Genomic DNA, 26,853 nt, shown 5'->3' on the forward strand with positions numbered 1-26,853 from the left:
CAGCTAAATGAACATGCTGCGTTATGCGGTCTATCGCTTTTTCACGATGCTGCTGACCCTGTTGGTGGTCTCGGTTCTGATTTTCATCATCATCAACCTGCCACCCGGCGATTATCTGAGCAATCAGATCGCCGAGCTTCAGGCCTCGGGCCAGTCAGCAGGTGTGGCCAAGGCCGAGTTTCTGCGCACCGAATACGCGCTGGATCGGCCTATGTGGGAACAATATCTGATCTGGATGGGCTTCTGGCCCGGCCCGCACGGGTTTTCGGGCATGATACAGGGCAATTGGGGTTGGTCTTTCGAGTTCGACCGCCCCGTCTCTGAGATCGTGGGCGATACGCTTTGGTTGACCGTTGTTGTGAATCTAGCGGCCATTCTGTTCGTCTATGCCGTCGCCCTGCCTTTAGGCGTGATCGCCGCCGCGCGGTCGCGGACATGGATCGACTATACCTCGGCCTTTGTGGGCTATCTGGGCCTCGCCACGCCGAATTTCCTGCTGGCGCTCATCCTGTTCTACTATGGCCATCAGTATTTTAACCTGCCCATCGGTGGCTTGATGGACCCCAAATTCGAAGGTGAACCGATGAGCTGGGACAAGCTGAAATCCATCCTTGTCCACCTTATCGTGCCCACCTTTGTGATCGGCACTTCCGGCGCGTCAGCGATGATGCAGCGTTTGCGCGCGAATATGCTGGACGAGCTGGGCAAGCCTTATGTTGAAACCGCCATTGCCAAGGGCATGGCCCCCTCGCGGATGCTGACAAAATACCCCCTGCGCGTGGCGTTCAATCCCTTCGTAGCAGATATTGGCAACCTTCTGCCCTCGATGATATCTGGCTCGGTTCTGGTGTCCGTTGTTCTGGGTCTGCAAACCATTGGCCCCACATTGCTGACAGCGCTCAAGACACAGGATCAGTTCCTATCGGCTTTCATACTGATGTTTGTAGCACTGCTGACGCTGATCGGCACCATGATCTCGGATATTCTACTGGTGATGCTCGACCCACGTATTCGGTATGAGGGGCGCGAAGCATGACGGAACGTCCTGACAATCGCTATGTTGACGAGGCACCGTTCGATCCCGAAGCCTCGATCCAGCAGCTAGAACGCGCTGATCTGGACGCTCCGAACTGGATTCTGGTCTGGCGCAAGTTCAAAACGCACAAGCTGGGCCTGATCTCGGGCATCTTCCTGTTGCTGTGCTACCTGATGCTGCCTTTTGCGGGCTTCATCGCGCCTTATGGCCCTAACGAACGCAATGGCGAGCATCTTTATGCCCCACCCCAGTCGATCAACTGGTTCCATGATGGCGAATACATCGGGCCACATGTCTATCCCATCGTTGCCGAAGCCGATCTGGAAACGTTTCAGTGGAAGTTCGTTGCCGATACCGAAGACCCAAAACCGATCAAGTTCTTCTGCGAAGGCTCCGAATACCGTCTGGCCGGGTTCATCCCGTCTGACACCCATCTGTTTTGTGCCTCAGATGGGGCGACCGTGTTCCTCTGGGGCTCCGATCGTCTGGGCCGCGATATCTTCAGCCGCATTCTTTATGGCGCGCAGCTATCGCTGACGGTGGGTCTGATCGGCATTTCGGTATCGTTCTTCCTAGGCATTCTGTTCGGGTCAATGGCTGGGTATTTCGGCGGGCGCATCGACTGGTCTATCAACCGTGTCATCGAAGTTTTGCGGTCCCTGCCCGAACTCCCATTGTGGCTGGCTCTGTCTGCAGCCGTGCCCTCCAACTGGAGCCCTGTTGCGGTCTTCTTCATCATCTCTATCATCCTCGGCATCCTCGACTGGCCCGGCCTCGCCCGATCTGTGCGGGCCAAATTCCTATCGCTGCGCGAGGAAGAATACGTGCGCGCGGCTGAGATGATGGGGGCAAGTTCGGGTCGTGTGATCCGCAAGCACCTGCTGCCGAACTTCATGTCGCATTTGATTGCCTCAGCCACCTTGTCGATCCCGGCCATGATCCTCGGCGAAACGGCGCTCAGCTTCCTGGGCCTAGGCCTGCGAGCCCCTGCGGTCAGTTGGGGGGTCATGCTGAACGACGCGCAGAACCTTGCGTCAATCGAGATCTACCCTTGGACGGCCATTCCAATGCTCCCAATCATTGTGGTGGTTCTGGCCTTCAACTTCCTGGGTGACGGATTGCGCGACAGCCTCGACCCCTATCAGCAATGAGCCTGCTGGCCTCTCTTCCCGCAGTAAGCAGCTACCGCACGAAGAAGCCCGGTGCATTGCCCAGCGCATTTGCAGTCTCGGAACTGGCGACCGCCAGCGTAGCGGCGGTTGGACAGGAACTGTCTCGACTTATGGTAGCGCTGAACCTGGCACCAACCGTGCCCGAAGTGGTTGTGGATCAGCGCCTTGCCTCACTTTGGTATCGCTATTCCTTCAAACCCGACGGCTGGGAAATGCCAAGCCTATGGGACGCGATCGCCGGAGATTATCAGGCGGCAGACGGGTGGATTCGCCTGCACACCAACCTGCCGCATCATCGGGCCGCCGCCTTGAAGGTAATTGGCACGCGCGCAGACCGGGATGCCGTCGCAGAAGCATTGAAATCATGCTCCATTGCCGACCTGGAAACCGCCATCGTCGCCGAAGGCGGGGTCGCTGCCGCCATGCGCAGTCGGGCCGAATGGCTGGATCATCCTCAGGGGCGTTCCGTGTCGCGGGACCCTTTGATCGGCTGGCACGGTCCCAGAAATATCTCTCTGCGGGATCGGCCGGAGGCGAGCACCAATCGCCCGCTGGCCGGGCTGCGTGTGCTGGATCTGACGCGCGTTCTGGCGGGCCCGGTCTCTACCCGCACGCTGGCGGGACTGGGGGCAGACGTTTTGCGCATCGATCCACCGGATTGGGACGAGCCCGGCGTCATCCCTGACATCTCTTTGGGTAAACGTTGCACCTATCTCGACCTCAAATCACCAGAGGGGCTTGCGCGGTTGGAGGGGCTTCTGGCAGAGGCCGATGTATTTGTCCATGGCTATCGCCCCGGTGCATTGGATGCGTTGGGACTGAATAAAGCCAAGCGAGATCAACTGGCCCCAAACCGCGTCGAGGTCACATTGGATGCGTATGGCTGGCAAGGTCCCTGGGCCGCACGGCGCGGGTTCGACAGCCTTGTCCAGATGAGCGCTGGCATCGCACATACCGGTATGATCTGGGCGCAGGCGGACAGACCAACCCCTCTGCCGGTTCAGGCGCTCGACCACGCAACCGGCTATCTTATGGCTGCCGCTGTTCTATCTGCTCTAGCCGAAGCGGCGCGGGGCAACACGGTGATGCATGCCCAGCTGTCGCTTGCCCGAACGGCAGAGCTGTTGGCAGCCCTGGGCAAATCCGATCCGGAAAAGGCCATCAAGGACGCCTCTCAGTCTGACTATAACAATACGCCCGAAACCTCGGGTTGGGGGCCGGGATATCGCCTGAAATCGCCGCTGAGCGTTGGCAAAACCAAACTGCACTGGAACCTGCCCGCCTCAAAACTGGGCACATCCGACGCCGTCTGGCCCTAGCCGATCAAAAACACGCGACCGCCGCGCGGAACGCGCGGCCCGGCCCAACGCTTTGGGGGTCGTCTCGTCAGAGACGCATCTCAAAGGGGCGGGAGCCTACCCTAGCGATCATCTCCACCCGGGCCGATATCATCCAGGTAGTCTTCGTCAATAGCAGCCTGAACCGCACCGGTGACCGCTTCACGCTGTTTCGGGCTCAGTTCCTCGACGTCTTTGCCATCGGCCAGCCTGACGGTGACCTCGCGGTGCGCAAAGCGGATGCCTTCCCGCGCGAACAGCTCTCGGATATCCTGATAAACCTTCTTGCGCACCAGCCATTGGTCACCGGGCTTGGTCATGAACTTGACGCGGATGATCATCGCGGAATCCTGCATCTCGATCACGCCTTGCGATTTGAGCGGTTGGATGAAATTTTCACCAATCACCGGGTCGCTCAACAGTTCCTGTCCCAGCTTCTTGATCAGCTTGCGCACCTTCTCGACATCCGTGTCATAGGTCACGCGCAAGGGCAGTTTCATGATCACCCAATCACGCGAATAGTTGGTCAGTACCTTGATCTCACCAAACGGAATAGTGTTCAGCGCCCCCAGATGGTGCCGCAGCTGGAACGACCGGACTGAAATCTTCTCAACCGTCCCTTTCACGTCTCCAATGTCGATATATTCCCCTTTGCGGAACGCGTCATCGAGCAGGAAGAACGCGCCTGAGAAAATGTCGCGCACCAAGGTTTGTGATCCAAACCCAACCGCCAGCCCGACGACACCGGCACCAGCGAACAAGGGGCTGACATTGATGCCCAGTTCCATCAGGACAATCAGGATAATCGTCACTACAACAACCGCCAGAATGGCGCCCCGGAACAAAGGCAGCAGAGTCGCCAGACGGCTTTGCCCGCCTTCGCCGCCCTCGTCGCCCAATTCGGCATCAGTGCCATCATCGGATTCTTCGGCGATCTTGCTGTCAATCCAGATACGGAAGAAGTTGAACAGGATATAGCCAATGAACAGGATCACCATAACATCCAGCGCGCGCCCTATCGGGATGTCCTCGCTCCAACTGGCTTCGGGGTTCCAGATCACGACCAAAGCGTAGATACCGACTACAAAGGCCAGAATGCCGGCCACACGGCGGGCCAGATCCTCATAAGTAAGGATCACATGCTTACGTTGCGCAGCTTGCGGTGTTTCGGCTGCGGTGGCATCCTCGTGCGCTGCATCTGCAATGGAATTCTTTTCTTCTATGCGCCGGTTGCGATCAAAATAGCGTTCCAACACATAGTTCATCGCGCCATATGCGACGACAACTGACATGAAGATCATATAGCTGCTGGCAACAATCGGAATTGAATTGTCATTCTCCAGCACCAGATCAACGGCCAACTTAAACCAGCTGAACATCAAATAGACGATCAGAAATGGCGCCCAAGCGAAAGAAATAAACCTCAGGAGCCATGAAACTTGAGCCGGGGCTCGTCCGCCTCGGATCGCGTTCGAAATCGCACGCGCATTAAATAGGATCATTAGGATGTTGCCCACGGCACCGACCATGGTCAGCCCGCCATACACCATGGCGTAGACATTGTAGTTCAACCCGAAATCCGCGACCCAGGTTGCAAATAAAACGGCGGAGATATCATAGGTCGCTAAAAGAGAGGCCCAGATATACAGCCGTTTTGCGTCCCGGTCCGAAAACGGGGGCAATCGGTATTGGCTCAGAAATGGTGACAGCACCATCCGCCACAAGTCAGACACGGTTCGCGCCAGAAAAAAGGCGGTAAATATTGCAGTAACCGTAAACTGGATCGAAATATCTTCGGCCTCGCCAAAGAACAGATAGCCAACGATCAGGGCCATCAACATCGCAAAGATGGTTCCGCCTATTCCCATAAGGAAACGGAACACCAGAAACGGCATCTTTTCCTTATAGCCTTGCGGGTTTTCCTTGATCCGGGCAACCACCCAACGTTTGGCAATGCGCTTGCCGTAGATTTCGGTAGACAGCCACCGCCCCAGTAGCAGGAACAGAATGTTCCAGCCCAGAACCTCGACATAGGTCTGTATCCGCCCGGACGGGCTGGTTTGGCGCAGGATGTACTGAACTTCGAATACCGAATAGGGTAAGGCTTCTAAACGCGACGCGACGGATTCACGGAATTTCGAGAACCTCTCCTGCGCTTTCATCAACTGCGACCCATCGCCCATCGGGTTGTCCGAAGTTTCTTCGGATGCCTGTGCCGCACCACCGGTTGATGTGACAACCTGCCCGGCGCTGTCGATGACAATAACGCTCGCGCCGGCCTCACTGGCGGCGCGAATAGCCGCGGCCAAATCGCTTTCATTGGTGCCGTCGGTATTCTCGCTTGATCCGGAGGAATAGCCCGGAATCAAACCGGTTTGCGCGGTTCCGCTGACAGGAGAGACCAAAGCAAAGGTCACCAATGCCAGAAGCAATCCAGCCAGAATATTATGTTTCATAGGGTCTTACATCCCGATCCAAAGATTCGAATAAGGTTACAAAAGCGTTAGGTTCAGTTCAAACCATCTCGGCCCGAGGCGATATATTTGTACTGAATTGCGTGATCGGCGCACCGTGATAATGATACATCAAAACCCATTCACCTGTTGCCAAATCACAAAGTTTGGAGCATTTGCAATGGCGCTTTTCCCCCTTTGGCAAGCGCGACTTAACAATGTAAGGTATGTGGTGCAAACGCGCAGACACAGAAGTAAGACCAAAAGACAGGCACCAGTATGAGCCTCGGCAAAAACACAGTTGACACCGGTCGCGCGCCGCGCATCCTGTTTTACAGTCATGATACTTTTGGGCTGGGTCATTTGCGACGCTCGCGTGCTTTGGCGGCTGCGATGACGCGGGCTGATCCAACCGCCTCGGCCCTGATCCTGACCGGGTCTCCCGTAGCCGGACGGTTTACCTTTCCCCGTCGCGTCGACCATGTGCGCCTGCCCGGTGTCACCAAGCGCGCCGACGGATCTTATGCCGCGCGCACGATCGGGATGGGTATTGATGAGGTGACAGAACTGCGCTCGGGCCTGATCCAGACAGCAGTGCAGCAATTCAACCCAGATATTCTGATCGTTGACAAGGAACCCACCGGGTTTCGGGGTGAGCTTCTGCCCACGCTTGAGTATCTGGAAAACAACTGCAGCACGCGGCTTATCCTGGGTCTGCGCGACGTTCTGGATGAACCTGAGGTGCTGGCCGCCGAGTGGGAGCGCAAAGAGGCCATCGCAGCGACCGAACGGTTTTATCACGAAATCTGGGTCTACGGGCTGAATTCGATTTACGATCCAACCAAAGGATTGCCCCTGAGCCACAGCGCGCAATCCCGTATCCACTACACGGGATATCTGCGGCGCGATCTGGGCCCGATTGGTGAGCCGCCTGAGCAGCCCTATATTCTGATCACACCCGGCGGGGGGGGTGACGGTAAGGCCATGGTCAATCTGGTCCTGTCCGCCTACGAAAAAGATCCCGATCTGTCCCCCCGGGCCATTCTGGTTTACGGCCCGTTCCTGTCAGGAGAGTTGCGGGAAGAATTTGAAACCCGTGTCGCCGCGCTGAACGGTCGGGTCACTGCCGTTGGCTTTGAATCCCAGATCGAAACTCTGTTTGCCGGGGCTTCCGGGGTTGTTTGCATGGGGGGCTACAACACGTTTTGCGAAGTTCTGTCCTTCGACAAACGTGCCGTTATCGTGCCCCGCACGACGCCGCGTCTGGAGCAATGGATCAGAGCCTCGCGCGCCGAGGGTCTGGGGCTTGTGCGTATGCTGGATGAAACCCGTGATGGCCTGACGCCTGACGCGATGATCAAAGCCATCCGCGCGCTGCCGCAACAGTCTTTGCCATCACAAACCATCCGTGCTGGCCTGCTGGATGGCCTGGACTATGTCACGGACCGTATTGATGCACTGCTGACCGGGGAAAAGGAACGAGCCACCGGATGAGTCCCAAAGCTCCGAAACTGGCGGTGCTGGTCAAAGGGTGGCCGCGCCTGTCAGAGACATTCATCGCGCAGGAACTGGTCGCCCTTCAGGACGCGGGACACCAGTTTGATATCTGGTCGCTGCGCCACCCCACTGATACCAAGCGTCATCCTCTGCATGACCGTTTTATCGGTCAGGTCCGCTACCTGCCTGAGTATCTGTATGACGAACCACAGCGTGTCTGGGCCGCGCGCGCGGTGGCCCAACGCCTGCCCGGTTATGCCGAGGCCTATGACATCTGGCGCAAGGATCTGCGACGCGATCCGACCCATAATCGCATTCGCCGTTTCGGTCAGGCCTGTGTTCTGGCCACCGAGCTTCCGGCAGAAACACGCGCACTTTATGCGCATTTCATGCATACCCCATCATCCGTCGCACGCTATGCGGCCATCATGCGTGGTCTCCCGTGGAGCTTTGCAGCCCACGCTAAGGATATCTGGACCTCGCCAGACTGGGAGAAGCGCGAAAAGCTGCAACCAGACACCTACGGCGCAGCCTTCGGGGCGACATGCACCGCCTTTGGTGCCGAACATCTACGCGGGCTGGCCGACACGCCAGATCGGGTAGATCTGATTTATCACGGGCTGGATCTGGGCCGCTTCCCAGAACCGCCAGATCGCCTGCGGCGACAACCCGATGCACCGTTTCACATGATGTCGGTTGGCCGGTTGGTTGAGAAAAAGGGGTTTGACCGGCTAATCGCCGCCTTTGCCTTGCTGCCGGATACCCTGAACTGGCGCTGGACTCATATCGGTGGCGGCGGTTTGGGGGCAAGCTTGCGCGATCAGGCCAGTGCCACTGGCGTAGCCGATCGCATCACTTGGAAAGGGGCATGCGATCAGCCCGAGGTGATTGCCGCCATGAGGCAGGCAGATTTGTTTGTTCTCCCCAGCCGGATCGCCGAAGACGGCGACAGGGATGGGCTACCAAACGTGTTGATGGAGGCGGCCTCGCAAAAATTGCCCATCCTGTCGACGCCGGTTTCAGCCATTCCTGAGTTCATCGAAACGGGGGTTCATGGCCTCCTGTCCAGCGACGATCCTGCCGCATTGGCCAAATCGATTTGCGATCTTGCGGCGCACCCAACCCAAACCGCCCAAATGGCCGAAACCGCTTATACGCGCCTATTGGTAGAGTTTCGGATGGATCCGGGAATTGCGCGTTTGTCGGCCCGTCTTAAGATCCTGTGCGCGGATACAGCCTGATGGCGCGGATCGCGTTTTATGCTCCGATGAAATCGCCCGATAGCCCCAAGCCTTCGGGAGATCGTGAGATGGCCCGCAACCTGATGCGGGCAATTGGGGCACTGGGGGATCGCGTTGATCTGATCTCGAACCTGCGCATCTATGACAAGGCCGGCGATGCGGCAACGCAGCATGCCCTGCGACAAGCGGCCGAGGTTGAAGCGCAGCGGCTTATCTCGGACATGCCTAAAGACATCGACCTTTGGGTGACCTATCACAACTACTACAAGGCCCCCGACCTGTTGGGGCCGGTTGTCGCGCAGGCGCGTGGTCTTCCATATGTGCAGTTGGAAAGCACCCGTGCCTCAAGCCGCCTAACGGGCCCTTGGGCAGGGTTTGCGCAAGCCGCGCACGCAGCCTGCGATGCGGCGCAGGTGATTTTCTATCACACGGCCAATGATCTGATCACACTGGAGCGTGAGCGCTACAGCGATCAAGCGCTGATTGAGCTGCCTCCATTCCTGCCGATGGCGGATCTGCCACCAGAAAGTACCCGAGATGGCCCGATGCTGACCGTTGGTATGATGCGCCATGGGGACAAGCTGGCCTCGTACCACATCCTGGCCGAGGCACTTTCGCACCTATCGGGTGATTGGCACCTGAACATAGTGGGCGATGGGCCTGCCCGCTTGGATGTTGAACACCTGATGGCGCCACTTGAAAGCCATATCACCTTTCTGGGTCAACTCGATCGCGAGGCGCTCCGACGTGCTTATGGCGAGGCCTCGATATTCATATGGCCCGGCGTGAACGAGGCCTATGGAATGGTCTATCTTGAGGCGCAGGCCGCAGGCGTACCGGTTGCCGCACAAGACAGGCCCGGTGTGCGGGACGTTCTGGCCCCAGCGGACTACCCGGTTGCTGAGGCGGGGGCAATTGGATTGGCGCAGCAGATTCAACCTTTGTTGGATGATCCCAAGCGGCGGCGCGCCCGCGGCAACGCCGCACGTACGCATGTCGCCGCGCGCCACCTGATGCCCAAAGCGACCGAAGTATTTTGGGCAGCTGTGCGCCCGATGCTGAGGGTGCCGACATGACCCGATTGGCCTTGTTGCGTCATGGTCATACCCACTGGAACCGCGCCGGGCGGATACAGGGGCGCAGTGACATTCCGCTTGATGACGAGGCCCGGTCAGAATTGGCCGGGTATGACCTGCCAAACGGTTGGGAAAACGCCGAGATATGGTCCAGCCCTTTGGCCCGCGCACGAGAAACCGCGCTGTTGGTATCGGGCCGCACCCCTCAGACCTCACCCGCTTTGACCGAAATGAACTGGGGCCGATGGGAAGGGCAGCGCGGGGTCGACTTGATCGCAGACCCAGACAGCGGCTACCGCCATATCGAGGACTGGGGTTGGAACTACCGCCCGCCCGAAGGCGAAAGCCCTATCGAAGTGTTGGGACGATTGGAACCCTGGCTATCTGAGCTGAACCAAGACACTGTCGCTGTCTGCCACATCGGCATCATGCGGGTCATTCTGGCCCGGGCATGGGGATGGAATTTTGAGGGCCCGGCGCCCTTCAAAATCAAGCGCAATCGGCTTTATATCGTAGATATGGCTGATATGGCCCCAGCCCCGGATCCCGTTCGCCTGCTTGCCCGCGGAGTGACCGAATGAACGTGATGATCGTCGTCACCCACCTACTAGGCACCGGCCACCTGAGCCGCGCATTGACGCTTGGCCGTGCTTTTGCCGAAGATGGCAGTGATGTGATGATCGTGTCCGGCGGAATGCCCGCGCCGCAGTTAAACTCGGGTGGCATGACCCTGTTTGGCCTGCCTGCGCTACGCTCGGACGGAACAGATTTCACGCGGCTTTTGACCGAGACTGGCGAAGTCGCCGACCCTGCCTACCTGTCGGCGCGCATTGCCGCCCTTGTACAGGCGGTCCAAAGCTTTCAGCCGGATGTTTTGATCACCGAGCTGTTTCCCTTTGGCCGACGGTCCCTTGCGGCAGAGTTTGAGGCCGGGCTTGAGGCAGCGCATGCCTTGCCCAAACGCCCGCTGGTTCTGGCCTCGATCCGCGATATTCTAGCGCCGCCGTCCAGACCTGCCAAGGCCACCCGTGCCGATGACATCATTGGTCGCTTCTACGATGGTGTCTTAGTACATTCGGATGAGAGCATAATCCCGCTATCGGTCAGTTGGCCAGTATCCGAACACTTGGCCCAGCGCCTGCACTATACCGGTTTCGTTGCGCCTGCGGCGGCGCGCCCGCATCCCGAGGCAATTGGAGCCGATGAAATCCTGGTAAGTGCTGGTGGCGGATCGGTGGGGCAGCCGATCTTTCATGCGGCCATCGAGGCCGCGCGAAAGATGACCAACAGGCGCTGGCGCCTGTTGGTGGGGGGCAGTGACGCGCAGGAGCGCATTGCAGAGCTATCTCAGCTTGTTGGCGACGCACCCGTATCGCTGGAACCCGTGCGCCCGGATTTTCGCCAGATGCTGTCACACGCAGCGGCCTCGGTCAGCATGTGCGGCTACAACACTGCGCTGGATATCCTGCAATCGGGCACCCCGGCGGTGCTCATCCCATTTGACGATGGCAAAGAGATTGAACAAGGTCTGCGTGGCCAAAGCCTGTCAGAATTGCCCGCAATAGAAGTCCTGCGCAGTCAGGAATTGACCGGCAATAGTCTTGCCCAACGGGTCGAACAAGTGATTTCGGAAAGCAGGCGTGCATCTAAGCAAGACGGCCTCGATGGAGCCCAGCGCTCAGTCGAGATCACACAGCACCTGTTGAGGCGGCGCACATGACGCCGGATTGGAAACCCTTGGAGGATGAACTTGCGCATTGGCGTGCCCGAGGTCTGACGCTGCCCCTGTGGTGGCGCGATGATGATGCCACGGTACAAACACCGCAATTGGAGACACTGACCGCGTTGTCGGAACGCGTTGGACTGCCCGTGCATCTGGCTGTGATCCCTCGGGATGCGGATGTCTGCCTTACGGAGTTCGTGGCACGTCATGACAGCCTGATCCCTGTTGTCCATGGATGGGCGCATGAAAACCACGCACCTGCCGGAGAGAAGAAGTCTGAATTTCGCGCCCATCGCCCACTACAGGAAATCGTTGCTGACGCACAAGCCGGGCTCGATCGCCTGAGCGGCCTGTTTCACGACAGGCTGCGCCCCATGTTTGTTCCCCCTTGGAACCGGATCGGAGATCAGGCTGTTGCCCAACTGCCTGCACTTGGGTTCCGCATATTGTCGACCGCAACGCCGCGGAAAGCGGCCCTCGCGGCCCCTGGGTTGGAACAGATCAACACGCATCTGGACCCGATTGACTGGCGGGGCACACGGGGATTGATCGCGCCGGACATCCTGATCGCAAGGGCGGTTGACCTTTTGCAAGACCGCCGCACGGGTCAGGCCGACAATACAGAGCCCTTTGGCATCCTGACCCACCATCTGGTTCATAACCCTGACATTTGGACCTTTACCGAAGCATTGCTGACAAAACTGCTGGAGGGGCCCACGCACCCCTGGGTCGCCCCCGATACCCCTGAACGGAGTTCCCCCATATGAGCCGATTGGATTCCATGCTGCGTCGTCTGACCGCCCAGCGCGACGGGCTGAACTGGGCCGCTGCCCGGATCGCCGAACAAGACGGAGATGTTCTGGACATGGGGCTGGGTAACGGACGCACCTATGACCATCTGCGAGAGATCATGCCGGATCGGCGCATCTGGGTGATGGATCGCGTGTTGCAATGCCATCCTGACAGTACCCCGCCCGAACAGGACTTCCTGCAAGGCGAGGCCGAACCAATGCTGCAGAAACTGGCAGCCTCGGGCCACAAGGTGGCCATGGCACATTACGATTTTGGGCGCGGGATCAAGGAAGACGATGTGGCCGAGGCCGCACGCCTCAGCCCGTTGATCGCACAGGTCATGCAACCCAATGGGCTGCTGATCTCGGGCCAACCTCTGGTCGGCTTCAATCAGATCGAAGGGCCCGAGACCATCGCCCCGGATCGTTATCTGTTTTATACCGCCTGATCAGGCGACCCGCTGCCCGCGCGACCAAACGGCGCTGAGCGCGGGTACATTGCCACGCATGCGGAACCGGATCAGGTCAGCCCGTGCATCTTTGCGCAGCTCACCCCGGTCCTGCAGTCCAGCGGCCTGTGCCGGAGAAAGCGTAACAGTCTTGAGGCCGCGCGCCATATCCCCCCACATCTCGCCCAATCGCACTGCCGACAGCAACAGGGCCGAAGGCACATAATCCGACGACATGATGTCCAGATGGCCTAGCTCCGCCAATTCCCGGGCTGCGACGTTCCCGGAATGCGAACCGCCTCGGATGATGTTTGGGGCCCCCATCATGACCTTGATGTCGTGATCGTGGCAGGCGCGTGCCGCCTCGACCGTCGTGGGGAACTCAGCCAAGCGGATACCGTGGCCTGCCGACACCTTTACCTGATCCTCGGTCGTGTCATCATGGCTGGCCAGCACTGCCCCAAAGCGCAGCGCGGCTTTGACTGTCTCGACCTCGTGCTTCTCACCATACGCATCCCGCAGCCCCTTCAACCGCGCCACATGCTGCAGGAACATGTCATCGTCCATGGCGTGCTTACCTTTCACGTAAGCCTCAAGCTTGGAGATATCTCGAAACTGCCGCTGTCCCGGCGTGTGATCCATCAGCGAGACCAACCCAACCCGGTCCTCCGGGCCGAACTCATCCAGTTCTTCGACCAGGGTTTCCGAGCACACCTCGGCGCGCAAATGCAGGAAGTGACTAATCTTCAAGGCGTCCTGTTCACGTAGCTCCCACAGCTCTTGCGACAGACCACGGGCGTACTTCCCGTATCGCGCCTCACCAGATGGGATTGATCCCACCCGCATGGCGTCGAACACTGTAGTGATCCCTGTGCTGGCCAACTCGGCATCATGGGCCAGGATCGCGGCGGCATGCGGCCAGTCGACTTTCGGGCGCGGCTGGATGTGTCGTTCCAGATTATCGGTGTGCAGCTCAACCAGACCGGGGCAAACATAATCGCCCTCACAATCAATCGCACCCGCCGGAACCGCAGCTCCGCTGTCGATATCTGCAATATGCTCACCAACGATGCGAATGCTGCCGGTTACGGTTTCATTCGGGAAAACAAGCGTGGCATTGGCAAGGGTCAATTCTTCTGTCATCTGAACTTCACACAGTTTGAGCTATTGGAAGGCCACGCAATAGGAGGCCAATGTGACATTCACGCGATACGCGATCTATTTTGCGCCACCCGCCAAGGCGGATTGGACGGTTTTTGCAACCCGCTGGCTGGGTTGGGATATGGAAAGCGGAACGCAGGTCGCACACCCACCGATCGGTGGTGTTGACGTGGCCGCCGTGACCGAGGTGCCCCGCAAATACGGGCTGCACGCGACGATGAAACCGCCATTTCGCCTGCGCGATGGCCAAAACTTCGACGCGTTGCAACAGGCCTGCGAAGCGCTTGCCGCCAATCAGACGCCAGTTACTCTGGACGGGCTTGAAATAGCGCGTCTGGGGCGGTTTCTGGCGCTGCGCCCGGTTGGCGATACAGGTGCACTGAATGCGCTGGCCGCCGCCTGCGTGACAGAACTTGATAGGTTCCGCGCGCCTGCATCCGAGGCCGAACTGGCGCGTCGCCGTGCCGCCAATTTGACCCCGGAACAGGACGCCCATCTGATCAGATGGGGCTATCCTTACGTGCTGGATGCGTTTCGGTTTCACATCACGCTGAGCGGGAAACTGGACAAACCCACTCTGGCCGCGACCGAAACTGCGCTTCAAGCACATTTGGGTCCGCTTTTGCCACAGCCCTTCCAGATCAACGATCTGGCCTTGATGGGCGAGGCCGAGGATGGGCGGTTTCACCTGATCCATCGTTACGCGCTTTCTAGCTGAAGACGGTTCAGGATTTCGCTGACCGTATCGTCCAGCGCGCCTGAATTGTCTATTTCGAACACGCGGTCCAGCCCTTCGGGCAAAGGCGCGCGTGCCCGACCCAGTCGGCGCGCCTGTTCGGCGCTGTTTTCGCGCCCGCGCGCTGCAAGACGCTGAGCAAGAACTTCTGCGCTGGCCGTCAGCGAGACCACGACCAGATCTCCGAAAACCTCCTGCGCCTGCACCAGCACGGACCGCGAGAAATTCACCAGTACCGCGCTGCAATTCTTGCGCTGCTCAGCAATTTGCGATGGCACGCCATATAGCAACCCATGGGCCGACCAATGCAGTGCAAAGGCTCCGTCCAGCACCATCTGTTCGAACACATCGACCGAGACGCGGTCAAAATCCTCGCCCTCTTCCCCTTCGGGCCGGGTGATCACACGGCGCAAGCGCTGAATACCCGGTGCACGGGCTTCCAGTGCTTCCATCACACTGTCCTTGCCAACCCCAGAGGGTCCGACAATGGCAATGACCGGAGCCAGCGTCATGCGGCTTTCCCAGGGGTGAAGCCCGACACGTCAATCTCGCGGTCGCACACCCGCTGACGGGCTTCAATGTCGTGGAAAATGCCTACAATCGCCGCTCCGCGCGCTTTTGCCTCTTCGATCAGGGACAAAACCGTTTCACGGTTCTGCGCATCCAAACTGGCTGTTGGTTCGTCCAGCAACATCGCCGGATATTCATGCGCAAAACCGCGCGCGATATTGACCCGCTGCTGCTCACCACCCGAAAACGTCGTCGGGCTCAGCGCCCACAGCCGTTCAGGAATGTTCAACCGTTTGAGCAGGCCTGCAGCCTTGTCCAATGCGATTTGCCGGTCATGACCCAGGGCCAGCAACGGCTCTGCCACAACCTCCAGCGTCGGCACCCGAGGGACCACCCGCAGAAACTGGCTGACATAGCCCAGCGTCTCACGCCGCAGCGCCAGAATCTCACGCGGTTCGGCCTGTGCCACGTCCAGTCCACCGACCAGCACCTTGCCAGACGCCGCCAGATAGTTCCCGTAAATCACACGCATCAGCGTGGATTTGCCCGCGCCCGAGGCCCCTGTCAGCGCGACGCATTCGCCCGCGCCGACTTTTAACGAGGCACCTTCCATAACCGGGATAACCGCACTGCCCTGATTGTGCAGGGTAAAGCTCTTGCTTACGTCATTCAGCTCAATCATTGCTTCATCTTTTCCCAAATACTCAAACCTGCAGAACGCTGGAGACCAGCAGCTGCGTATAGGCATGTTGCGGATCGTCCAGCACCTGATCGGTCAACCCGGCCTCGACCACGTGACCGTCTTTCATCACCATCAGACGGTCCGCCAGCAAGCGCACAACGGCCAGATCATGGGTAACGATGATGGCGCTCAACCCCATTTCGCGGACCAGTCCGCGCAACAGATCCAGCAGGCGCGCCTGAACCGAAACATCCAGCCCGCCCGTGGGTTCATCCATGAATACCAGCCGGGGGCCTGTGACCAGATTGCGCGCGATCTGCAAACGTTGTTGCATCCCGCCCGAAAAGGCCGTGGGCCGGTCATCAACGCGTGCTTCGCTGATCTCGACACGACCCAACCAGTCGATGGCCTTGTCCCGGATATCGCCATAGTGGCGATCGCCAACAGCCATTAGCCGTTCGCCAATATTACCACCCGCACTGACTGACATACGCAACCCGTCACGGGCATGCTGATGGACAAAGGCCCAATCGGTGCGGCTGAGCATCCGGCGCTCGGGTTCCGACATGGTCACCGTGTCCGCCGGCCCATCTGCGCGGGTATCAAAGACCACCTGCCCGGCATCCGGCTCAAGGTGGCCAGCCAAGCAGTTCAACAAGGTCGATTTGCCCGAGCCGCTTTCGCCCACGATCCCCATCACTTCGCCCGGATAGAGATCAAAACTCACATCCGCGCAGCCGATCCGCGCGCCATAGTGTTTCTGAATACCTTTGACTTGCAACAAGGGGGTCATGCCGCGTTCTCCTTGGTCATTGGACCAACATGGCCCGCGTCGCGGCGCGACCGGCAGTAATCCGTGTCCGAACAGACAAACATGCGATTGCCTGCATCATCCGTGATGACCTCATCCAGATAGCTGTCCGTCGCCCCACACAGATCACAGCAATGATCGGCCTTGGTCGCCTCGAACGGGTAATCCTCAAAATCCAGACTGACGACCTTCGTGTGTGGCGGCACTGCGTAGATCCGTTGTTCGCGCCCCGCACCAAACAGTTGGATCGCGTCCATCTCAAGCTTGGGGTTGTCAAACTTCGGAATTGGGGACGGGTCCATCACGTAGCGCTCCGACACTTTCACCGGATAGGCGTATGAGGTCGAAATTGCGCCATGCTGGCTGATGTCTTCATACAGTTTCACATGCATCAGCCCGTATTCCTCAAGACTGTGCATCTTGCGCGTCTCAGTCTCGCGCGGTTCCAGAAAACGCAGTGGTTCCGGGATCGGCACCTGATACACCAATATCTGATCTTCGGTCAGCTTCGCCTCGGGGATGCGGTGGCGGGTCTGGATAACCGTCGCCTTGTCTGTCTCCTCCGTGGTCTCCACACCGGCGGTGTTTTCAAAGAACTTCCGGATCGAGACCGCATTGGTGGTGTCATCTGCGCCTTGATCGATCACTTTGAACGTATCATCCGGCGTCAGCGTCGCGGCCGAAACCTGTACCCCGCCCGTGCCCCAGCCATAGGGCATTGGCATCTCACGGCTTGCGAAGGGCACCTGATAGCCCGGAACCGCCAGCCCTTTGAGAATGGCACGGCGGATCATCCGCTTGGTCTGTTCGTCCAGATAGGCGAAGTTATACTCGCTCATAGGAACCCTCTTTCGGTTAGCGCGATGTCCAGCGCTTTGGGCGTGGTAAAATGGATACCGTCCATGCCGACCGCCTTTGCGCCTTCGACATTGTGCAATCCGTCATCAATGAAAACGCAGTCTTCAGGCGCGACTCCCGCACGATCACATAGCACGTGGTAAATACGGGCATCCGGCTTCATCACACCTTCTTGCCCAGACACGACCAGAGTGCCGAAGACCTCACCCAAACGTGGGTGGACCTTTAGACCTTCGGGCCAGGTTTCAGCAGACCAATTGGTGATGGCGTGGACCTGCGTGCCTTGCGTTTTCAGTCGATCCAGCAGATCCCAAGTCCCATGAATCGCGTTTTCCACCGTCCGCGCATAAAGCGCGACATAGTCCACAAACAGGTCCCTGTCTTGCGGGTCGTCCAACTCCTGCGCCAGATCGGCGAATTGCTCGCCATTATCAGCGCGTGCGTTCTTTTCCCTGAAGCCCGTCCGCTCGATAAACGCATGCGCTGCCTCTTCTGAACCCAACGCTTCGACCCAAGCCAATTGCGGCTGCCAATCAATCAGCACACCGCCAATATCAAAAACAACCGCCTTCATTCCGCGGCCTCCCTTGGCGTGATCCGCTCTTCAGCCTCGCGACGTAGCTTACGGACCAGTTCCAGTTCGGACTGGAAGTCCACGTAATGCGGCAGTTTGATATGTTCGAGGAACCCGGTCGCCTGGATGTTGTCCGAGTGGCTCAGAACAAACTCTTCGTCCTGCGCCGCAGCGCCCACGAAATCCTCGCCCAGTTCTTTCCAGCGCAGCGCGCGATCAACCAAGGCCATCGAGATGGATTTCCGTTCCGATTGCCCGAAGACCAGACCATAGCCGCGCGTGAATTGCGGCGGTTCGGTTTTGGAGCCTTTGAACTGGTTCACCGTTTCACATTCGGTCAGCTCAACCTCGCCAATGTCGATGGCAAAACCGAGCTCGGGGATATCCATCTCAACCGCAACCTTGCCGATCCTTAGTTCCCCGACAAAGGCGTGGTTGCGGGCATAGCCGCGCTGGGTCGAATAGGCCATGCCCAGCACGAACCCTTCATCCCCGCGCGTCAGTGATTGCAAGCGCAACGGCCGGTTCGAGGGGAACTCCAGCGGTTCGCGCGTCAGGTCGCCAGGTGTTTCATCGCTGGCAACTTCATCCTGAATGATATCCTCACCCTTGAGGAATTCGGTGATATGCGGCGTGGGTTCGGTACGTGCTGCCCCTTCGGGCGCAGCGGGCACCTCTCCATCAGCGGCCAGTTTGAAATCCAGCAGACGGTGGGTGTAGTCGAAGGTTGGACCCAGAACCTGCCCACCGGGTGCGTCCTTGAACGTGGCCGAGATCCGTCGGTCACAGTCCATCTGCCCAGTCTCAACTGGATTCGAATACCCAAAGCGCGGCAAGGTGGTGCGATAGGCACGGATCAGAAAAATCGCCTCGATCAGATCACCGCGCGCCTGTTTGATCGCCAAAGCGGCCAGATCGGGATCATACAGAGAGCCCTCGGCCATCACCCGGTTTACCGCAAGGCTCAACTGTTCGCGAATCTGTGCCAGGCTCAGTTCGGCCACATCGGTTGATCCACGCCGTTCTTCGGCCAGCCAGGCATGGGCGTTTTCAATCGCCTTTTCGCCACCTTTGACAGCTACATACATGGCTTAGCCTCCTACCGTGATCTGCGTGCTGCGCGGCAGGGCCGCAACCTGATCGCCGCAGGTCAGAAAGAAATCACATCCCAGCGGATAGAGCGCTGCGTTAGCTTGCAGAACGGCCACATCCGGTAGTGATAGTTGGGCGACATCCTTGATGCCTGGTCCAGACAGAACTGCGCCTGACGCCTGTAGGTCATCGCATTCCACGATCAACGTGGCCGAGCGATCAGGGTATTCCGGCGTTCCAATACGATAGGCATTGAGGGACCCCAAATCCTGCCAGGTCCCAACGGCAAAATCCGCCTCGGAGGCGGCAACCAAAGGTGCCCCGGTGTGAAACGTCAGCCATTTGCGCACGGCGGCGGTGTCGAGAGCTCCGGCCAGGTGCAGCTTGGTTTCCGGATCGCAAAGCGTCAGCAGCAGGGTCGCCGCCGCAACCGACAAAGGGGCCGGAGGAACAGCGCCGGTCAGGCTGCGAATCTCACCCGGCCGGGCCATGACTGTCATGGCCGCGCGGAAGGCATGTGCTGACTGGATTGGGACGTTGTCAAACCCGCCCGAAAACTGTGCTTGTTCCGCCATCAGTCTTCCCCCCGCACCATCGTGAAAAATTCGACCTTCGTCGCCGCCGCCTTGGCCGCGCGCGCCGTTTTCGACGCCTGCATCTGCCGCTTAAGCGGTTCCAAAAGCTCTGACCTTAAGGTTCCCGCCGCAGGGGTCTGCATCATCGCGTCAATCAGCGCCGCAGCTTCGGCCTTGGGTTTCGACCTCCCCTGCACATATCCGTGCCCAACGGTGCCATCATCCAGAACAACGGAGCAGCGGGTCACAGTCATTTCACCCAGGTTGAACGGAGCACCAGTGCTGCCTGCGCGACCACGAACCATGACGCCGCCGACTTCAGGACGGCGCAGCCAGTCAAAATGGGGACGGTTGGAAAGCCCATTCCACAGCGCGAGCATCTTGTCCTCGGGCGCACGCGCCAGAAGGCCCATCCATTCTTGCCGTGCGGCGATCTCAATTTCTGTTTGATTTGTCATCAAAGCCTCTTGGCGGGGTTGTCTATATATACTATACAACTAGACAAATATTAGCTCGCATGGCTCTGACGTGCAATCCAAACTCTGTGAATATTTGATGACATGAGCAAAACGCCGATCTGGAAAAGCATCTCGCTTAGCCTGACCTCTGACATCGCTGAAGGGCGGTACCAAACCGGGGATCGCATCCCGACCGAGGCGCAGCTGGCTGCAAAGCACGGGGTCAACCGCCATACAGTGCGGAGAGCATTGTCGGATATGGCAGAACAGGGCCTGGTTCACGCGCGCCGCGGTGCAGGTGTGTTCGTGGCGGCCCGGCCAACGGACTATCCCATTGGTAAACGCGTTAGGTATCACAAGAACATATCTGCCAGCGGTAAGATCCCTGGCAAGCAGATTCTCTCCCTGACAACCCGCGCCGCAGATGAGGTCGAAGCTGATGCGCTACAGCTTAACCCAGGCGACCCCGTGCATATCTATGATGGGCTGTCTTTGGCTGATGGGCAGCCGATTGGCTTGTTTCAAAGTGTTTTCCCAGCGCAACGCTTTCCCGATCTGTTGAAAGCACTGGAAGACACTCAATCCGTCACCAAAGCGCTGCAAACCTGTGGCGTTTCCGATTACACGCGGATTTCAACCAGATTGACCGCGCGGGCAGCAACGGCAACTCAAGCTCTGCATCTACATCTCAGCGAAGGTGCTCCGGTGCTGTTCTCAACCGGGATCAACGCCGATACTGATGGCAATCCGGTGGAATTCGGTCGGACCTTTTTTGCCGGTGAACGCGTGACGCTGACGTTTAACGAAGATTGAACCTAAGAGGCTCCCGCCCGTCTTCGACCTCCTGACGGAGGTCTCATCCCGTTGGGCGTAGCGCCGCGCATAGCGCGGCGCTACGCCTAAGGCCGCCAAGAAACATCGGCAAAGCCGGTGTTTCTGCGGGCGCGGGAGCCTTCACCTTTGTCTATTCGTATTTTTCCAGGAACGCTTCAGCATTCAGGGCGCGGAAATCCGGCAGGGCCGCGCGCAGGCGTGCATTATCCCAGTCCCACCAGGCCAGAGCCATCATCCGGTTGGAGACTTCGATGGAAAAGCGGCGGCGTATTACGGTCGCCGTGACACCGCCGACGATTGTAAAAGGTGCAACATCCTTTGTGACGACAGCCCCTGCAGCCACAACCGCGCCGTGCCCGATTGTAATCTCAGGCTTGATCATCGCCCCATGACCGATCCATGTGTCATGACCAATCCGCGCAGTGCGGCTGGCACGATGGGCGAACCAATTGTCGTCATCCTCTTCATCGTCCCAATAGCTCGCCGACCGATATAGGAAATGATGCAGCGATGCTTTCTCCATCGGGTGATCCGTTGCCCCGATTCGCGTGAAACTTGCGATATTGGCGAATTTGCCGATCTTGGCATTCGCAATGTCGCAAGTTCGATCGCAATAGGAGTAATCACCCCAGACCGAATTGGCGATGCGGCTACTTGCGCCGATCTCGACATATTCGCCAAACTCGCTGTTGGTGACCTGGCAATCGGGGTGAATGAACGGCTGATCCGCACGCAGTTTCGGCATAGTCTTTTCTGGTCTCACATCAGGATTGCAGCGCAGGTTTACGCTTGGCCTCACGCGGTTTTCGTGGCTTCCCTGATTCCCCCTGGATCAGCCGTCGGCGCAGCCAACCCGAGAACCAATCCATCAGCATCACCATCAGGATGATCAGGACGATATAGTAAGCGACCTCTTCCCAGTCCTTTTGCGTGATGATTGCCTGCGTCAGCAGCAGACCAATACCGCCACCGGTGATAGCACCAATTACGGTGGCACTGCGGGTGTTGGATTCGAGGAAATAGAGAAGCTGGCTTAGCAGAACAGGCGTGATCTGAGGGATAACCCCAAAGCGATAGCGCTGCGTGGCGTTGGCCCCGGTTGATTGCACGCCTTCGATCTGTTTCTGGTCCACATTCTCCAACGCTTCCGAGAAGATCTTGCCGAAGGTGCCGGTATCCGTCACCAGCATGGCCAGGGCACCGGTTAACGGGCCGGGGCCAAAGGCGCGGGCCAGCACAACGGTCCAGATCAGCGCATCCACACCCCGAACGAAGTCAAAGATACGGCGAGTGAAAAACCGGACGGATTTCAGCGGGTTGAAGTTGCGCGTGGCCAGAAAGGCCAAAGGCAGAGCCACGATAGCTGCGCCAAACGTTCCAAGGAACGCCATCAGGATTGTCTCGAATATGGCCCAGGCCACATCCTGATGCCGCCACATCTTGTTGGTCCAGAAATCGTTGAGGATGGCCCCCGCCTCACCCGAAGCAGCGCGCCCCGCGAGCTCTGAGAAGGACTGACCATAATACGGGCTGTCCAGCGTGAACCAGAACAACTCCCACCCGTTGAAGTACCGGAATACTTCGGCCCGGTTGCGGGTCACCGTCAAGCGGGCCGCATCAGTGGTGATGGCCATCCGGTTCTTTGAGACGTTGATCCACTCGGGCACCTCGCCCGCTGGCAATTCAGCCTGCACACCGGCGGCACGCGTCGGGGTCGCACGCACGGTGCCATAGCCGGGGATGTCATATTCAATCGTTTCCGGACCGAAACGGACAACATGCCCATCTTCCAGATCGATCACGGTTGTTTCGCCCAGCGCGACCCAATCCGGGACCTCACCTGCGGGATAGGCGCCTTTGCGTTCGCCTTCGATGGCGGCTGAAACCTCGCCGGTGCGATTGTCCCGCTCGATATGGGTTTTGTAGCTATAGCTGTCTGCAACCAGCGTTTTGCCGTTTTCGAGATTGGCGCGGGCTGCCAGACCGGGCACGTCAAAGGCGAAGAATACGTAGGTCAGATAGACCAGAACCAGAACGGGCAGGCCGAAATTCATCAGACGCTTGCGGCTGAACAGGCGGTCCGCCTCGGCCTTCAGCTCATCAATGGACAGATCGGTTGCGAAGGTGCTCATACCGAGGCTCCTTTTTCCGACCCGTGGGTCAGGCGGTCGCGCAGCACACCTGAAATCTGGTCCACAACGACAATAGTGACAAAGAGAAGAAGGAAGATGGCCGCCGCTTCATCATAGCGCCCCTGCCCCCAGGACATCGAGTTCCGCAGCTCATAGCCCAGACCACCCGCGCCGACGAAACCCAAAATGGCCGACGCACGGATATTGATCTCGAACCGCAGCAGCGCATAGCTGACGTAGTTCGGACCGACCTGCGGGATAACGCCCAGATACATGCGCTGTGACCAATTGGCTCCGGCTGAGTGCAGTCCTTCTACTGGTTTTAGTGAGGCGTTTTCGTTTACTTCCGAAAACAGTTTGCCCAGTGCCCCGGCCGTGTGGATGGCAATCGCGATCATCGCTGGAACCGGGCCGCCGCCCAGAACGAAGATCAACACCAGCGCAATGACAATCTCGGGGATCGCGCGACAAATATCGGCAATGCGGCGGAATAGCGGGATAAGTGCAGGCCAAAGCGCCATGCCACGCGTCGACATCAAGGCCAGAAACGTCCCTGCGATGGTCCCGATCAGAGTGGAGGCTGCGGCAATGTTGATCGTCTCGATCAGAGCGGGGAAGAACTCGACCAGATTCTCGGGCATCGACCCGATCTTTTCCCACGCCTCGGACAGAACCTCGGTGGGATAGTCGAAGATACGGCGCCAGCCATCGATAAAGCTGCCTGCGTTGCGGCTGTCTGCGGTGCGGAAACCCGCGGCCATCAGCGCGACAAAAAGGATCAGAAGAATACCACCATAGACCCGCTTGCGCCGTGTCATATCGGAATAGTCGGCCCGAATCTGGTCGACGGTCTGGGACCCTGCGGTCAGGTCTGTCATGGAATGCTCCTGAGTGGAAAACGGGGCCCGGTGGAAACCGGACCCCGAACTTGGAAGATGCAGGCTTAGTTTGACTTCAGCTTGCGTGCTTCGATGATGATCTCATACGCGTCATGCGTGATTGGCTCGAACGCCTTGGCTTCACCGGCCGCAACACCGTAAAAGCATTCGCGGTCTTTTTCCGCCAGACCAGCCATCAGAGCAGTCATCTTTTCCTTAACGTCGGCAGGCAGTGCTGTGCGCAGTACAACCGGGCCTTCCGGAATCGGCTTGGATTGCCAGATCATCACCATGTCGTTCATGTCGATCAGACCTGCGTCAACCGCGCGGCGCAGGGCACCCGAGTTGAAACCGTCTTCCCAGTCGCCCAGACCGTCAGCCCAAGTCACACCACCGTCAACGTCGCCATTGTTCACAGCAACGATGGTCTGCTCATGACCGCCGGTGAATTTCACTTCACCAAAGTAGTCACCCGATTCCATGGTCGAACCGGTCGCGGCAGGGATTTCGATCGACGGGATCAGGTAGCCCGAGGTCGAGTTCGGATCACCGAAGCCAAAAGTCTTGCCCTTCATGTCTTCCAGCGAGGCAATGCCGCTGTCCTTGCGCGCAAAACCGATCGAGTAGTAGCCGTAGCCGCCGTCCAGGTTCACTTTAACCAGAACCGGCTCAACCGCTTCGGGATCGCTCAGATAGGTTTTTGCATAACCCGATGCGCCCAGCCACGCCATATCGATGGTGCCGCCCAGCAGGCCCTGGATCACGCCATCATAGTCGGCAGGGGCGAACAGCTTGGTTTCAACACCCAAAGCTTCTTCGGTGTATTCACGCAGACATTCGTTGTTGTTCAGGCGGTCCTGGGCGTTTTCGCCGCCCAGAATGCCAATGCGGAACTCGCTGATTTCATCAGCCAGGACCGGTGTGGCCAGGGCCGTGGTCGCAGCAAGGGCAGCAATCAGTTTTTTCATCTGTCTCTCTCCAGTTGATGTGCCGGCCTTTCAGCGACCGGTCGATGAAAGGGGGTGGGTGGCTCAGATGGTCGCTTCTGCTTCCATCAGCGCCTTCTGGGTGGCGTCCAGAGTGTCAATCTCGGTCGAAGTTGCCTCTTCCGAGAAGCTGGCATCTGCCCCGTAGATCTCGCGGGCGACACCGGTTGTCAGTTGCTCGGGCAGGCCGTCAAAGACGATGCGCCCGTCACGCATACCGACCACGCGGTCGCAATAGCGACGCGCAGTGTCCAGCGTGTGCAGGTTGGCGATGACCGTGCGACCATCTTCCTCGTGGATACGACGCAGCGCCTGCATCACGACCTGTGCGTTCATCGGGTCGAGCGAGGCAATCGGCTCGTCCGCCAGAATCATCTTAGGGTCCTGCATCAGGGCACGCGCAATGGCGACACGCTGCTGCTGTCCGCCCGAAAGTGCTTCGGCCCGTTTGGGCGCGTGTTCGGCGATCCCCAGACGATCCAGAATATCAATGGCGCGGTGAATCTCGGCCATTGGGTATAGGTTGAACATAGTGGCCAGCGTCGAATGACGGTTCAGCGTGCCATGCAACACGTTCGAGACCACGTCCATACGCGGCACCAGATTGAATTGCTGAAAGATCATCGCGCAATCGGCCTGCCAGGCGCGTTTCTCACGGCCTTTCAGCTTGGTGACATCGCGGCCTTCGAACAGGATCTCGCCTTCGGTCGAATCCGTCAGACGGTTGATCATCCGCAAGAGGGTCGATTTACCCGCGCCCGAGCGCCCGATGATGCCGATCATGCACGGCTTGTCTACATCCAGCGTTGCCGCATCAACGGCGATATTCTCGCCGAAGCGCTTGGTCAGTTTCTCGATCCGCAGCACGTGCCACCCCCAATTCGTATTGGCGGTCAGCTACAGACACCACAAAACGGATATGTGTCAGTATGGTGAAAGTTTTGTAACGGCGCGGACGGCGGCGGGGCTATCCTTCTATGACGGCCACGGGTATACGCGACCCCGACTCTTCAGCTGATACGAGACCGCCATGAGCTTTGACCGCACCATCAAGATCGCCCCGTCCATTCTGTCCGCCGATTTCGCCAATTTCGGTGCCGAGATTCAGGCCATCGAAGCACAGGGCGCAGATTGGGTTCATGTCGATGTAATGGACGGCCATTTTGTTCCGAACCTGACATTCGGCCCGCCTGCGGTGAAGGCCTTCCGTCCTCATGTGAAAACAGTGATGGACGTGCACCTGATGATCACGCCGGTCGACCCCTATATTCAGGCTTATGCGGATGCAGGCGCTGACATCCTGACCGCCCATGTCGAGGCTGGCGCGCACACGCACCGTACCCTGCAGGCCATCCGCGCCGCTGGCATGAAAGCCGGCGTCGCCCTGAACCCTGGCACTCCGGCCGAGGCGGTCGAACATCTGCTGGACCTCACCGATCTGGTTTGTGTGATGACCGTGAACCCGGGCTTCGGCGGCCAGAAGTTCATCGACATGACCGCCAAGATCCGCAAGCTGCGCCAGATGATCGGCGACCGCCCGGTGCATATTGAAATCGACGGTGGTGTTGATCCAAAAACCGCGCCGTTGGTCGCAGCTGCGGGAGCGGATGTCTTGGTGGCCGGGTCTGCGGTGTTCAAGGGCGGATCGGTAGATCGGCCTAAGGTCTATGGCGAGAATATCCGGGCCGTTCGGGCGGCAGCTGAGGCAGGCATATCCTAGGGTCAGGATGCATTGATTTCCAACGCGCAGCATGATTCACGGCTCGGAAAACGGAGCGGTGATATGAGCGA

The 26,853-nt window shown here is 58.7% G+C and carries 28 protein-coding genes; 13 read left to right on the top strand and 15 right to left on the bottom strand.

All coding sequences use genetic code 11. From position 1 onward, the window contains the following. Positions 1-7: 7 nt before the first annotated feature. Genes AC2FGE_RS15105 through AC2FGE_RS15115 form a run of 3 tightly spaced genes read left to right on the top strand, consistent with a single transcriptional unit; the run spans position 8 to position 3,527 of the window. The gene (locus AC2FGE_RS15105; RefSeq protein WP_496820049.1) at positions 8-1,036 is read left to right on the top strand and encodes an ABC transporter permease; all 1,029 of its coding nucleotides are present in this window, start codon (positions 8-10) and stop codon (positions 1,034-1,036) included. Then, complete coding sequence (locus AC2FGE_RS15110; protein ID WP_496820051.1) at positions 1,033-2,187, top strand: ABC transporter permease; 1,155 nt, start codon at positions 1,033-1,035, stop codon at positions 2,185-2,187. The genes AC2FGE_RS15105 and AC2FGE_RS15110 overlap by 4 nt, the downstream gene beginning before the upstream one ends. Beyond that, complete coding sequence (locus AC2FGE_RS15115) at positions 2,184-3,527, top strand: CoA transferase (protein WP_496820052.1); 1,344 nt, start codon at positions 2,184-2,186, stop codon at positions 3,525-3,527. Before AC2FGE_RS15110 ends, AC2FGE_RS15115 begins: the two co-directional genes overlap by 4 nt. A gap of 101 nt (positions 3,528-3,628) precedes the next feature. Here AC2FGE_RS15115 and AC2FGE_RS15120 read toward each other — a convergent pair whose 3' ends face one another. Further along, positions 3,629-6,001, bottom strand: coding sequence for a mechanosensitive ion channel domain-containing protein (locus AC2FGE_RS15120; protein WP_496820053.1), 2,373 nt, complete (start codon positions 5,999-6,001; stop codon positions 3,629-3,631). A 276-nt stretch (positions 6,002-6,277) separates the two neighbouring features. On the opposite strand from AC2FGE_RS15120, the gene AC2FGE_RS15125 reads away from it, so the two are divergent. Genes AC2FGE_RS15125 through AC2FGE_RS15155 form a run of 7 tightly spaced genes read left to right on the top strand, consistent with a single transcriptional unit; the run spans position 6,278 to position 12,775 of the window. Beyond that, entirely contained in the window at positions 6,278-7,492 is a 1,215-nt protein-coding gene (locus AC2FGE_RS15125; protein ID WP_496820054.1) for a glycosyltransferase family protein, read from the top strand. Beyond that, positions 7,489-8,736, top strand: a complete 1,248-nt coding sequence (locus tag AC2FGE_RS15130; RefSeq protein ID WP_496820055.1) for a glycosyltransferase — start codon at positions 7,489-7,491, stop codon at positions 8,734-8,736. The genes AC2FGE_RS15125 and AC2FGE_RS15130 overlap by 4 nt, the downstream gene beginning before the upstream one ends. Continuing rightward, on the top strand, positions 8,736-9,812 hold the full coding sequence (locus tag AC2FGE_RS15135) for a glycosyltransferase family 4 protein (protein WP_496820057.1): 1,077 nt from the start codon (positions 8,736-8,738) through the stop codon (positions 9,810-9,812). The genes AC2FGE_RS15130 and AC2FGE_RS15135 overlap by 1 nt, the downstream gene beginning before the upstream one ends. After that, positions 9,809-10,393: a histidine phosphatase family protein gene (locus AC2FGE_RS15140; protein ID WP_496820058.1), complete on the top strand. Its 585-nt coding sequence runs from the start codon at positions 9,809-9,811 to the stop codon at positions 10,391-10,393. Before AC2FGE_RS15135 ends, AC2FGE_RS15140 begins: the two co-directional genes overlap by 4 nt. Beyond that, positions 10,390-11,532 (top strand): glycosyltransferase family protein, encoded by a 1,143-nt coding sequence (locus AC2FGE_RS15145; protein ID WP_496820059.1) that lies wholly within the window; start codon positions 10,390-10,392, stop codon positions 11,530-11,532. The genes AC2FGE_RS15140 and AC2FGE_RS15145 overlap by 4 nt, the downstream gene beginning before the upstream one ends. Continuing rightward, a complete protein-coding gene (locus AC2FGE_RS15150) occupies positions 11,529-12,302 on the top strand; it encodes a polysaccharide deacetylase family protein (RefSeq protein WP_496820060.1) in 774 nt (257 codons plus the stop codon). Before AC2FGE_RS15145 ends, AC2FGE_RS15150 begins: the two co-directional genes overlap by 4 nt. Then, a complete protein-coding gene (locus AC2FGE_RS15155; RefSeq protein WP_496820061.1) occupies positions 12,299-12,775 on the top strand; it encodes a class I SAM-dependent methyltransferase in 477 nt (158 codons plus the stop codon). The genes AC2FGE_RS15150 and AC2FGE_RS15155 overlap by 4 nt, the downstream gene beginning before the upstream one ends. Here AC2FGE_RS15155 and AC2FGE_RS15160 read toward each other — a convergent pair whose 3' ends face one another. Continuing rightward, a complete protein-coding gene (locus AC2FGE_RS15160; protein ID WP_496820062.1) occupies positions 12,776-13,918 on the bottom strand; it encodes an alpha-D-ribose 1-methylphosphonate 5-triphosphate diphosphatase in 1,143 nt (380 codons plus the stop codon). It lies immediately after the preceding gene. A gap of 52 nt (positions 13,919-13,970) precedes the next feature. Here AC2FGE_RS15160 and AC2FGE_RS15165 point away from each other — a divergent pair, with 52 nt between their 5' ends. Continuing rightward, entirely contained in the window at positions 13,971-14,654 is a 684-nt protein-coding gene (locus AC2FGE_RS15165) for a DUF1045 domain-containing protein (protein WP_496820063.1), read from the top strand. Here the strand turns inward: AC2FGE_RS15165 and phnN are convergent. Genes phnN through phnG form a run of 8 tightly spaced genes read right to left on the bottom strand, consistent with a single transcriptional unit; the run spans position 14,636 to position 20,232 of the window. Further along, a complete protein-coding gene (gene phnN, locus AC2FGE_RS15170) occupies positions 14,636-15,184 on the bottom strand; it encodes a phosphonate metabolism protein/1,5-bisphosphokinase (PRPP-forming) PhnN (RefSeq protein WP_480546239.1) in 549 nt (182 codons plus the stop codon). The two genes, AC2FGE_RS15165 and phnN, sit on opposite strands and share 19 nt — an antisense overlap. Then, a complete protein-coding gene (phnL, locus tag AC2FGE_RS15175) occupies positions 15,181-15,864 on the bottom strand; it encodes a phosphonate C-P lyase system protein PhnL (protein WP_496820064.1) in 684 nt (227 codons plus the stop codon). The genes phnN and phnL overlap by 4 nt, the downstream gene beginning before the upstream one ends. Before the next feature lie 22 nt (positions 15,865-15,886). After that, positions 15,887-16,657 (bottom strand): phosphonate C-P lyase system protein PhnK, encoded by a 771-nt coding sequence (phnK, locus tag AC2FGE_RS15180; protein WP_496820065.1) that lies wholly within the window; start codon positions 16,655-16,657, stop codon positions 15,887-15,889. After that, positions 16,654-17,514 (bottom strand): alpha-D-ribose 1-methylphosphonate 5-phosphate C-P-lyase PhnJ, encoded by an 861-nt coding sequence (locus AC2FGE_RS15185; protein ID WP_496820066.1) that lies wholly within the window; start codon positions 17,512-17,514, stop codon positions 16,654-16,656. The genes phnK and AC2FGE_RS15185 overlap by 4 nt, the downstream gene beginning before the upstream one ends. Next, a complete protein-coding gene (locus AC2FGE_RS15190) occupies positions 17,511-18,107 on the bottom strand; it encodes an HAD family hydrolase (RefSeq protein WP_496820067.1) in 597 nt (198 codons plus the stop codon). The genes AC2FGE_RS15185 and AC2FGE_RS15190 overlap by 4 nt, the downstream gene beginning before the upstream one ends. Further along, complete coding sequence (locus tag AC2FGE_RS15195) at positions 18,104-19,195, bottom strand: carbon-phosphorus lyase complex subunit (protein ID WP_496820068.1); 1,092 nt, start codon at positions 19,193-19,195, stop codon at positions 18,104-18,106. The genes AC2FGE_RS15190 and AC2FGE_RS15195 overlap by 4 nt, the downstream gene beginning before the upstream one ends. Before the next feature lie 3 nt (positions 19,196-19,198). Further along, positions 19,199-19,774: a phosphonate C-P lyase system protein PhnH gene (gene phnH, locus AC2FGE_RS15200; protein WP_496820069.1), complete on the bottom strand. Its 576-nt coding sequence runs from the start codon at positions 19,772-19,774 to the stop codon at positions 19,199-19,201. After that, complete coding sequence (gene phnG, locus AC2FGE_RS15205) at positions 19,774-20,232, bottom strand: phosphonate C-P lyase system protein PhnG (RefSeq protein ID WP_496820070.1); 459 nt, start codon at positions 20,230-20,232, stop codon at positions 19,774-19,776. The genes phnH and phnG overlap by 1 nt, the downstream gene beginning before the upstream one ends. A gap of 102 nt (positions 20,233-20,334) precedes the next feature. Here phnG and phnF point away from each other — a divergent pair, with 102 nt between their 5' ends. Further along, positions 20,335-21,045 (top strand): phosphonate metabolism transcriptional regulator PhnF, encoded by a 711-nt coding sequence (gene phnF / locus AC2FGE_RS15210; protein WP_496820071.1) that lies wholly within the window; start codon positions 20,335-20,337, stop codon positions 21,043-21,045. Positions 21,046-21,196: 151 nt separating this feature from the next. Here phnF and AC2FGE_RS15215 read toward each other — a convergent pair whose 3' ends face one another. The 5 genes from AC2FGE_RS15215 to phnC all read right to left on the bottom strand — a co-directional run bounded on the left by AC2FGE_RS15215 (position 21,197) and on the right by phnC (position 25,929). Then, a complete protein-coding gene (locus tag AC2FGE_RS15215; protein WP_496820072.1) occupies positions 21,197-21,811 on the bottom strand; it encodes an LbetaH domain-containing protein in 615 nt (204 codons plus the stop codon). A 19-nt stretch (positions 21,812-21,830) separates the two neighbouring features. Continuing rightward, positions 21,831-23,198 carry a phosphonate ABC transporter, permease protein PhnE gene (phnE, locus tag AC2FGE_RS15220; RefSeq protein ID WP_496820073.1) on the bottom strand — a complete coding sequence of 456 codons (1,368 nt, stop codon included), beginning with the start codon at positions 23,196-23,198 and terminating at the stop codon, positions 21,831-21,833. Continuing rightward, positions 23,195-24,076, bottom strand: a complete 882-nt coding sequence (gene phnE, locus AC2FGE_RS15225; protein WP_480865133.1) for a phosphonate ABC transporter, permease protein PhnE — start codon at positions 24,074-24,076, stop codon at positions 23,195-23,197. Before phnE (AC2FGE_RS15225) ends, phnE (AC2FGE_RS15220) begins: the two co-directional genes overlap by 4 nt. A 65-nt stretch (positions 24,077-24,141) precedes the next feature. Continuing rightward, a complete protein-coding gene (phnD, locus tag AC2FGE_RS15230) occupies positions 24,142-25,044 on the bottom strand; it encodes a phosphonate ABC transporter substrate-binding protein (protein ID WP_496820075.1) in 903 nt (300 codons plus the stop codon). A 63-nt stretch (positions 25,045-25,107) separates the two neighbouring features. After that, the gene (phnC, locus tag AC2FGE_RS15235) at positions 25,108-25,929 is read right to left on the bottom strand and encodes a phosphonate ABC transporter ATP-binding protein (protein ID WP_480826590.1); all 822 of its coding nucleotides are present in this window, start codon (positions 25,927-25,929) and stop codon (positions 25,108-25,110) included. A 163-nt stretch (positions 25,930-26,092) separates the two neighbouring features. Between phnC and rpe the strand changes: the two genes are divergently transcribed. Next, positions 26,093-26,782 (top strand): ribulose-phosphate 3-epimerase, encoded by a 690-nt coding sequence (rpe, locus tag AC2FGE_RS15240; protein ID WP_496820076.1) that lies wholly within the window; start codon positions 26,093-26,095, stop codon positions 26,780-26,782. The last annotated feature ends 71 nt before the right edge of the window (positions 26,783-26,853 follow it).

It is taken from the genome of Ruegeria sp. YTSA075, assembly GCF_059610245.1.